Source organism: Psittacicella hinzii, assembly GCF_003585885.1.
Classification (GTDB): Bacteria; Pseudomonadota; Gammaproteobacteria; order Enterobacterales; family Psittacicellaceae; genus Psittacicella.
Window position 1 is genome coordinate 1 of record NZ_NRHC01000031.1, and the last position, 9,516, is coordinate 9,516.

The following is a 9,516-nucleotide window of genomic DNA, read 5'->3' on the forward strand; positions in this document are numbered from 1 at the left end:
TGATCTACCATTTTAAATTATTACAATAAAAATAATCCCTACATTTTTATCTATGGATTATTTTTATTGTACAAAATTCTATTGTACTAAGAATAGGATTAAACCAAAGCAAAGTAATACTTCAATAATAATTGCACTTACTAAAACTCTGAAACCTAATTTTTGATTTCTTTTCCAAATAACACTAAATAACCACATTAAAGCAAACAGTGGTAATGGGTAAAGCCAAATAGTGATATCTACAGCGTGATAAAGTAATTCTTGCCCTGGTGGTGGATTATTTAATGACGCTGATAAAAGCATTAAAAGTGGGTAAAAGAAAATAGGGAAGCAAAATACCAGATTAAGCACATGAAGCATATTAATCTTAGGTAAGCGATCTCTATATTCTTTTGAATATTGATTTTGAGTTTTTTGATTCTCTGTCATGTTACTTATTATTATCTTCTATTAAAGCAGGAGTTGGATTTGTTGTTTGATTAGCGCTATCAATTGTAGGTTGATTGGCATACATTCCAATTAACCCTAAAGCTAATGCCCATAAACTTATCCAACCTATTTGAATATTTTGATTAAATGCTTTAAAACCAGTACTTCCATCTAATCTATCTACATTGAAGTAATGGTAAATAAAATAGAGTAGGTTAATGCCTAAACCTATATAGAAGAGGTAACTAAACTGATTTAGATAGCCAATTAAAGCTAGTAAAGCTAAGTAAGTAAAATTTAAGATAAATACATATAAATTTACCTTATTCCCAAACGTAATTGCAGAAGAATGAATCTTACCTTCTTTAAGGTCGTCATCTAAATCAGCAATAGCATATTGAGTATCATAAGCAATAGTCCAAGCTACGTTAGAGAAAAAGAGTAATAAAGCATTTAAGTCAGTAAATGGGTTAATGCCATAGTATGCGTAAACCATTGGTATAGGCATAGAAAAAGCAAAACCTAAAAATAACTGCGGTACAGCAAAGAACCTTTTAGATAAAGGATAAACAATCATTAAGGCTAAACATAAGAAAGCCCAAATGTATGTTTGTACAGGAAGAAAATATAGCAGTAGGATACCTATTAGTGCCAAGATAACAAATAATACTAACGCACTAAAAACTGTAATTTCTTTATTAGCTAAAGGTCTTGATTGTGTTCTTGCAACTTTATCATCTATATTGCGGTCAGCTATATCATTTAAGATACAACCAGCTGCTCTAGTGATAATTACTCCTAGAGTAAAGATTACTAAACTTTTTAGTTCAGGAATCCCTTTAGTTACAAGGAGGAGAGCCATTAATGTAGGAAAAAGTAAAAGTAGAGATCCTACTGGCTTATCAAAACGCATTAGACGAATATACGGATTATTCTTCATATAAAATTATAAGATACTTTTTATTGCTCTTAAATTATAACACTTTTCTCTAGCTATTTATGGTTTTCCCAAGGCATTACTTCGTCGAAATTTTTGTTTAAGCTAATTTGTAAATAAAAATGAAAATAATGATCAAAAAAGTAGTAATAAATTGATCAAATTTTTCAAATGTTGATTGATAGGTGATATAATAAATCAGGATTAAAAGGTTATTTGATTATTTTTTATCATTTTTAGAGGTCGTTAGGCAAAGTTTTTACTTTGATGTGTCAATTTTTACTTCTTCTTGATCTTAAGGTGTAGCAATATGAGAAAAAAAATTATCCGACAGGCTTTAGTAGTTAAAGCTATCAATGAAAATTCCTATTTAACTGTCGAAGAGTTAGAGCGCCTTCTAAATGTTTCCCAAATCACGATTAGAAGAGATTTGGCAGAGCTTGAAGAAAGAAAGTTATTAGTGCGTAAATTAGGTGGAGCTGTATCTCTAAGAGGGATAGGCTTGGAGGTTAATGCCACTAATGACGAAATAAATCCCCTACCTCCTTTAAACATAGATATAGAAGATTTAAAAAAAGTTGATCAAAATTTAGGTAAAGAAGAAGTAAAACAACTAGCTAAAGAAAGTGAAGAATATTTAAATCTCCTTAATGACTTTGAAAAAACTGGAGGTAAAAATGACAATGCTGTCAGAAGTTTATCTCAAAGATGTAAACTAGCTATTGCTAAACAAGCAGCGAGTTTAATTCATAACAATTCTCGTATAGCTATAGACTCAGGATCAACTACCGCAGAGTTAGTTAAGTTTTTAGGTAATAAGAAAAAAGTTCTGGTAATGACAAATAGTCTAAGTATAGGTTATGAGCTTTCCCTATTACCTGAACAAAACCGTCCAAGTTTAATTATCACTGGCGGGTTGTTTGATAGCCATTCAGAATCTCTTTATTCTAAAAGCATGATCCCATCGCTAAAAGAGTATAACTTTGATATTTGCTTTGTTGGTGCTGATGGTTTTGGAGAAAATGGCACAACAACAAAATTTGAGCGCTCTTCATATACTAAGGTAATGTCAGAGGCTTCTAAATTTACGGTAGTGTTAATTGAGTCTTCGAAGATAAGTAACAAGCAACCTAACGATGAGTTAAGTTGGGAAGATATAGATTTAGTAATAACAGATTCTTTAATTTCTCGTAAAGTAAGAAAAGAATTAATGAAGTCAGTAGAAGTAATTGCTGCTGATATAAATAGTATTTCGTTTTAGAAAAAAAACAATTAGGTAAAATTTTATTATGTGTGGAATTGTTGGTGCAGTATCTCAACAGAATGTGGTTCAATTATTAATTGAAGGTTTAAAACGTCTAGAATATCGTGGATATGACTCTGCGGGTATTGCTGTAGTAGATAAGAATGGAGAGCTTCAAAGAGTTCGTTGCTTAGGTAAAGTAGATCAATTAAGAGAGGGAGTTAATGCTGCTCACCCTGGCTTAGAAGCCAATATTGGTATAACTCATACTCGTTGGGCTACACATGGTTCTCCATCTGAAATTAATGCTCACCCTCATGTGTCAGATTCAATTGTTGTAGTTCACAATGGAATAATTGAAAACCATCAAGAGTTACGCACTTTCTTAAAAAGCAAAGGATATCAATTCCACTCACAAACAGATACAGAAGTAGTAGCTCACTTAGTACACTTCTTTAGAAATACGCAAGACTATTTAGCGCCTGTTTTTGGAGAAGAAGCTTTAGAAAAATTAGAGAAGCACTTCAAGGGTAAAGAGGTTGATCTCTTAACTGCGGTAAAAATGGTAACTTGTGTAGTTGAGGGTGCTTACGGTTTAGCTGTAATGGATGCCTCTAATCCACATGAGATAATTGGTGCTAAATTAGGTTCACCTTTAGTTGTGGGTTATAGTGATGAGGGTAACTATTTAGCTTCTGACCAATTAGCTTTAATTGATAAAACGCGTCGCTTTACATTCTTAGAAGAGGGTGACATAGTTTTAGTTAAACAGGATAAAGTTGAAATCTTTGATAAAGATTTTAGAGCAGTTGAACGTGAAATTGTAAATTCAACTTTAGAAGTAGGTGTAATCGATAAAGGTGAGTATGATTCTTTCATGCTAAAAGAAATCTTTGAACAACCTCAAGCGATTATTGACTCTGTTGAAGGACGCATAGTTGCGGATCACGTACTAACTGAAGCTATTGGTCCAAAAGCCCAAGAACTTCTTGAAAAAGTTGAGCATATTGTTATTATTGCCTGTGGTACTTCATATCACTCTGGTTTAGTAGCAAAATACTGGATTGAAGATTTTGCTGGTATTAGTTGTGATGTAGAGATTGCCTCAGAATATCGTTACCGTAAAGCTGTTACTCGTAAAAATTCCTTAATCATTACTATGTCACAGTCAGGAGAGACTGCGGATACTTTAGCAGCTCTACGTAAAGCTAAAGAAAGTGGTTTCTTAGGTTCAATGACAATTTGTAATGTACCTTCTTCGTCAATTGTACGCGAATCAGATTTAAGTTATATTACTCGTTGTGGTGTTGAAATTGGTGTTGCTTCAACAAAAGCCTTTACTTCACAATTAGTACTACTTTTAATGTTTGCTTCAGCTTTAGCGCGCGTAAAAGGCAACTTAACACCAGAAATTAGCAAACGTATTGTTGATGGCATTAACTCTCTTCCTCGTGCAATCGAAAATTACTTAGCTGATCACAAACCAGTAGTAGAGTTAGCTAATAGTTTAGTAAACAAAGAAAGCTGTATATATATAGGTCGTGATACTATGTATCCAATTGCAAAAGAGGGTGATTTAAAACTTAAAGAACTTTCTTACATTCACTCTGAAGCTTTTGCAGGTGGTGAGCTAAAACATGGTCCACTAGCTTTAGTTGATGAGAATATGCCAGTTATTGCTTTAGCACCAAATGATGCGTTAAGTGATAAGATGAAGTCAAATATTGAAGAGGTTTTAAGTCGTGGTGGTATTACTTACGTATTTACCGATAATCCAGATTTATTAACTCCAAGAGATAATCTTCACTTAATTCAAATGCCAAGCATAGATCCAATTGTTGCTCCGATTTTATACGTTGTTCCTCTGCAATTACTATCTTACTACCTTGCTGTAGCTAAAGGTTGTGATGTAGATAAACCTCGTAATTTAGCTAAATCAGTGACAGTTGAATAAGATAAAATACAGATCAAAGAGTAACCTCAAGAGGTTGCTCTTTGTCGTATTTATTTAGCAATATCACTATTATTAGTATTATCTTGCCATTTACTCTTCTAAAGTTTTTAATTAGGACTAATGAAGTCCAGTTAATCTATCAAGTTAAATACATCTTACTCTAGCAAAGTACCTTCTATTGATTTAGAGAAGAAAAATAACTGAAATAACGATAAAAACAAGCCTTACTTTTTTTCTAGTTTAGAGTAAAATGGAATTTAGAAAAGAAATAAGTTTTAGCAAAATTATAAAAATTTAAATCAATCAGAGGTTTGTATGAGTGAAAAAGTAATTTATTTAGCAGGTGGGTGTTTCTGGGGAACGGAAAAATTTCTGCAAAGTTTAATTGGTGTAGAAGCTACAGAAGTAGGATATGCCAATGGTAATCGTGACGGAGTGAGTTACAAAGAGGTTTGTACAGGAACAACGGCACATGTTGAGGCTGTTAAGGTAGTTTATAATCCTGCAGTTATTTCACTTGAAGAATTACTTAGTGCATTCTTAAAGACTATTGATCCTACAGCAGTAAATCAGCAAGGTAATGATGTTGGTACTCAATATCGTACAGGAATTTATTCTCTTCCTGAAGATTTTGCGCAACAGCAAGAAGTTATTAATACCTTGTTAGCTAAAGAGCAACAGAAGTATAGTCAGCCTATTGTCGTAGAAAACATTCCTTTAAATAATTACACAAGTGCTGAAGAGTATCATCAAAAGTACTTAGATAAAAATCCAACAGGCTATTGTCACTTAAACTTTATAGACTTGCGTCCAATTTTAGAGGAGCAGAATAAAGTGGCAAGAGAAAGATTAAAAGGCTAACAATAAAGCTACACTCTTTAGGGGTGTAGCTTTTAAACTAAGTAAATAGGCGCAATTTGCGGTATAATATTAACTTAATGAACTTATCATAACCACAAACAAGATTAGAGAGTTTGCTATTTTTAAGATAGTGAACTTTGTGATTTTTTCTTAACTATACAATTCTATGAGTATTAAAACTGAAGACAGTATAATCGTAATTTTTGGTGCTACTGGTGATCTAACTCAACGTAAGCTACTACCATCTTTATTTGGCTTATTTTGTAATGAGTTAACTCCAAAAAAATTCAAGATTATGGGGATTGGTCGTAGTCTGATTGAAACCAAAGATTTCCAAGATAAATGTAGAGAGTCAATTGAAAAAGTAAAAAATGACTTCTTAAAAGAATCACAAAAAGCAGACGAACAACTGAGCAAGAAAATGGTAGATGATTTTATTGATAAAATCTTCTACACTAAAGCAAATGCAACTGATCAAAATGATTATCAGCATTTAAAAGAAGTTATTGAAAATACAGCTAAAGAATTAGATATTCCTAGCAACGTAGTTTTCTACATGTCGACTCCTCCAAGTGCATACACTACGATTGCTGAACATTTACACTCTGTTGGTTTAGCTGACCAAACAGAAGGCTGGCGTCGTTTAATCATAGAAAAACCATTTGGTTATGATGTTGAGAGCGCAAATAACTTAAATAATGAGTTACATAAATACTTTAATGAAAGTCAACTATATCGTATTGACCATTACCTAGGTAAAGAGACAGTACAAAACATTTTAGTATTTAGATTTGCTAACGCACTATTTGAACCAATCTGGAATAGAAACTACATTAGTTATGTAGAGATTACGGCAGCTGAAGAGTTAGGGGTAGAAGGTCGTGCAGCTTACTACGATCATTCTGGTGCCCTACGCGATATGCTACAAAACCACTTGTTAAATGTGTTTTCATTTGTAGCTATGGAAGCACCTGCACGTATTGACGCTGATTCAATTCGTGACGAGCAAGTTAAAGTTATTAAAAGCTTAGCACCGATTAAATTTGAAACAATTGAAGATCAAGTTTTATTAGCGCAGTATTTAGAAAACCCTAACAATCCAGAGCAAAAAGCATATAAAGATGAAGAGGGAGTAGATCCTAATTCTCGTACAGAAACTTATGTGCAAGCTAAACTGGAAGTTAATAACTGGCGTTGGGCTGGTGTTCCTTTCTTTGTGCGTACAGGTAAACGTTTAAAAGAACGTGTTGCTGAAATTTGTATTCACTTTAAACGTTCTCCACACCATGATTTCAAGGAGAATGCACCTGAGAACAATCTAGTAATCCGCATTCAACCAAATGAATATATTCAAATGAATTTTGGTATGAAGCGTCCTGGTTCTGGTTTCAATTTCTCAGAAGTGCCAATGGACTTCAAATATACTGATCTAAATCGTAGTGAGAAAAACATTTTAATTCTTGATGCTTACCAAAGATTACTTTTAGATACAATTCGTGGTGATGCAACTCTATTTACACGTTCTGACTTTGTATTAGAATGTTGGAAGTATGTGCAACCGATTATTGATTATAAAAATGGTAATCCAACAATACATACTTATCAATCAGGTACCTGGGGACCAGATGCTTCTGTAGATTTACTACAAAAATCTGGCTTTAAATGGCATTTTGATTGTATTGCTGAACGCGAAGAAAAGTTAAAAAACTAATATGACTAAAATTTTATTTAAACAAGGAAACTATACAATAGTGGAAGCTGAAGGAGATGAGCAATTATCTCCTGTTGCGGATAAGCTACTTGCGCTTAGTTTAGAGGGCGGTGCTAAACATATTTCCCTATTTGGTGGTTCGACAGTATTTAAATTATTTGCTTATCTAGAGAAAAGTGGTTTAGCTGAAAAAATTAATTGGCAAAACTTACATCTTTGGTGGAATGACGAGCGTTTAGTAGACTATAGCTCAAGTGAAAGTAACTATGGAGAATTAAACCGTCGTTACTTAAGTAAACTAAATATTCCGGCTGAAAATATTCACCCGATTAAAGGTTTAACTGATAAAGAGCTTGAATATACTTACGTTATTGCTGAAATCAACCGTATGGTTTCATTAGTAAAAGAATTAATTCCAGCTAATGAACAAGGTATTCCAAGCTTTGACCTAATTATTTTAGGGATCGGAGATGATGGACATACTGCTTCATTATTCCCAGCTGTTTTTGAATTAGATGAAGATGACTTATATGTACCTGCATTTCATCCTTTAACTATGCAACCGCGTATTTCACAGTCATTACAATTAATTAACGCAGCTAAAGAAATTAATTTTGTAGCTTCTGGTGAAGCTAAAGCTAAAGTTTTAGGGCAAGTAGTTGAGTCAATTGTCGGTCTATTACTTTTACAAGAAGTTGTAAATGATAAGAACTTTGATATTTACCAAATTGTCAGAGAAAAATTTGGTAATAATGAAGTTTTAGTTCATGTAGGTCTAAAAAATCAAACTACTATGTATCTAGATTCAGCTGCCGCGAAAGAAATTAATGTAGCAGCATTAGAAAAAGTACAATCAACTTTAAAATAATTATTAATAATCAAGAGGAAAATTATGTCTTTAAATTACGACATTGGAGTTGTTGGTTTAGCTGTAATGGGGCAAAACTTAATTTTAAACATGAATGATCATGGTTTTAAAGTTGTTGCTTATAACCGTAGCCAAGATAAAGTAATTGATTTTATCAATGGTCCAGCTAAAGATACTAATATTGTCGGCGCTACGTCTTTAGAAGATATGGTATCTAAACTAGCTTCTCCTCGTAAAGTATTTTTAATGGTACGTGCTGGTGAAGTGGTAGATGTATTTATTGAACAATTATTACCTTTACTAGAGAAAGGCGATATCATTATCGATGGTGGTAACTCTAACTATGTAGACACAAACCGTCGTACTAAATACTTAGAAGAAAAAGGCATTCTTTATGTAGGTACAGGTGTATCTGGTGGTGAAGAAGGTGCTCGTAGAGGTCCTTCAATTATGCCAGGTGGTAATCCACTAGCTTGGGAATCTGTAAAACCTATTTTACAAGCAATTTCAGCAAAAACTCCAGATGGTTATCCTTGCTGTGACTGGGTTGGTAAAGAAGGTGCTGGTCACTTTGTGAAAATGGTTCACAATGGTATCGAGTACGGTGATATGCAACTAATTTGTGAAGCTTATCACTTCTTGTCAGAGTATGTTGATGTATCTTATGATCAGTTAGCAGATATCTTTACATCTTGGAATAAAACAGAATTAGATTCTTACTTAGTTGAAATTACTGCTGATATTTTACGCTTCAAAGATGAAGATGGTTCAGCTTTAGTTTCTAAAATTTTAGATACAGCTGGTCAAAAAGGTACAGGTAAATGGACTGGTATCAATGCTTTAGACTTTGGTGTACCATTAACATTAATTACTGAATCAGTATTTATGCGTTGTGTTTCAGCATTAAAAGACCAACGTTTAGAAGCTGAAAAAGTATTTGGTAACATTCACCCACCAGTTGAAAGAAAATTAAAATTCGAAGAAGCTGCTGATTTAATTGAGCACGTACGTAAAGCTCTATTAGCGTCAAAAATTATTTCTTACGCGCAAGGCTTTATGCTGATGAAAACTGCATCAGACGAATTTAACTGGGATATCAATTTAGGTAACACTGCGTTATTATGGCGTGAAGGTTGTATTATCCGTTCTAAATTCTTACAAGATATTAAGAATGCGTTCGATAAAAACCCTGATCTAAACTTCTTAGGTTTAGATGAATACTTCCGTAATATTCTAATTGACTGCTTACCAAGCTGGAGAAAAATTTGTTCTCTATCAATTGAACACGGTATTCCTGTTCCATGTATGGCTGCTGGTTTACAATTCTTAGATAGCTATACTTTAGGTAAATTACCTGCAAACTTATTACAAGCTCAACGTGACTATTTCGGTGCACACACTTATCAACGTGTTGACCGTCCTCTAGGTGAAGTTTTCCACACTAACTGGACTGGTACAGGCGGTGATGTTTCTGCAACTAAATACGATGTTTAAGTCAAATAAAAAAGGATCC

General features: G+C 33.4%; 8 protein-coding genes. 6 read left to right on the plus strand and 2 right to left on the minus strand.

The annotated features are described in order from the left end of the window. Nucleotides 1-78: 78 nt before the first annotated feature. Together CKF54_RS02760 and CKF54_RS02765 are read right to left on the minus strand one after the other, a co-directional pair. The gene (locus tag CKF54_RS02760; RefSeq protein ID WP_119524758.1) at nucleotides 79-429 is read right to left on the minus strand and encodes a DUF5389 family protein; all 351 of its coding nucleotides are present in this window, start codon (nucleotides 427-429) and stop codon (nucleotides 79-81) included. A 1-nt stretch (nucleotide 430) separates the two neighbouring features. Further along, complete coding sequence (locus CKF54_RS02765) at nucleotides 431-1,369, minus strand: 4-hydroxybenzoate octaprenyltransferase (protein ID WP_119524759.1); 939 nt, start codon at nucleotides 1,367-1,369, stop codon at nucleotides 431-433. Between the two features lie 307 nt (nucleotides 1,370-1,676). Here CKF54_RS02765 and CKF54_RS02770 point away from each other — a divergent pair, with 307 nt between their 5' ends. The 6 genes from CKF54_RS02770 to gnd all read left to right on the plus strand — a co-directional run bounded on the left by CKF54_RS02770 (nucleotide 1,677) and on the right by gnd (nucleotide 9,497). Next, the gene (locus CKF54_RS02770) at nucleotides 1,677-2,627 is read left to right on the plus strand and encodes a DeoR/GlpR family DNA-binding transcription regulator (protein WP_119524760.1); all 951 of its coding nucleotides are present in this window, start codon (nucleotides 1,677-1,679) and stop codon (nucleotides 2,625-2,627) included. A gap of 28 nt (nucleotides 2,628-2,655) precedes the next feature. Further along, nucleotides 2,656-4,563 carry a glutamine--fructose-6-phosphate transaminase (isomerizing) gene (gene glmS / locus CKF54_RS02775; RefSeq protein ID WP_119524761.1) on the plus strand — a complete coding sequence of 636 codons (1,908 nt, stop codon included), beginning with the start codon at nucleotides 2,656-2,658 and terminating at the stop codon, nucleotides 4,561-4,563. A gap of 315 nt (nucleotides 4,564-4,878) precedes the next feature. Continuing rightward, complete coding sequence (msrA, locus tag CKF54_RS02780) at nucleotides 4,879-5,424, plus strand: peptide-methionine (S)-S-oxide reductase MsrA (protein ID WP_119524762.1); 546 nt, start codon at nucleotides 4,879-4,881, stop codon at nucleotides 5,422-5,424. Between the two features lie 172 nt (nucleotides 5,425-5,596). Beyond that, nucleotides 5,597-7,135, plus strand: coding sequence for a glucose-6-phosphate dehydrogenase (gene zwf / locus CKF54_RS02785; RefSeq protein ID WP_222987484.1), 1,539 nt, complete (start codon nucleotides 5,597-5,599; stop codon nucleotides 7,133-7,135). Nucleotide 7,136: 1 nt separating this feature from the next. Continuing rightward, nucleotides 7,137-8,003 carry a 6-phosphogluconolactonase gene (gene pgl, locus CKF54_RS02790; RefSeq protein ID WP_119524764.1) on the plus strand — a complete coding sequence of 289 codons (867 nt, stop codon included), beginning with the start codon at nucleotides 7,137-7,139 and terminating at the stop codon, nucleotides 8,001-8,003. Between the two features lie 24 nt (nucleotides 8,004-8,027). Then, on the plus strand, nucleotides 8,028-9,497 hold the full coding sequence (gnd, locus tag CKF54_RS02795; protein ID WP_119524765.1) for a decarboxylating NADP(+)-dependent phosphogluconate dehydrogenase: 1,470 nt from the start codon (nucleotides 8,028-8,030) through the stop codon (nucleotides 9,495-9,497). Nucleotides 9,498-9,516 lie beyond the last annotated feature (19 nt).

What these genes read in the sequence shown, in the direction of transcription:
- CKF54_RS02760 (WP_119524758.1), bottom strand. Translation starts at nt 429, where the DNA reads ATGACAGAGAATCAAAAAACTCAAAATCAATATTCAAAAGAATATAGA.
- CKF54_RS02765 (WP_119524759.1), bottom strand. Translation starts at nt 1,369, where the DNA reads ATGAAGAATAATCCGTATATTCGTCTAATGCGTTTTGATAAGCCAGTA.
- CKF54_RS02770 (WP_119524760.1), top strand. Translation starts at nt 1,677, where the DNA reads ATGAGAAAAAAAATTATCCGACAGGCTTTAGTAGTTAAAGCTATCAAT.
- glmS (WP_119524761.1), top strand. Translation starts at nt 2,656, where the DNA reads ATGTGTGGAATTGTTGGTGCAGTATCTCAACAGAATGTGGTTCAATTA.
- msrA (WP_119524762.1), top strand. Translation starts at nt 4,879, where the DNA reads ATGAGTGAAAAAGTAATTTATTTAGCAGGTGGGTGTTTCTGGGGAACG.
- pgl (WP_119524764.1), top strand. Translation starts at nt 7,137, where the DNA reads ATGACTAAAATTTTATTTAAACAAGGAAACTATACAATAGTGGAAGCT.
- gnd (WP_119524765.1), top strand. Translation starts at nt 8,028, where the DNA reads ATGTCTTTAAATTACGACATTGGAGTTGTTGGTTTAGCTGTAATGGGG.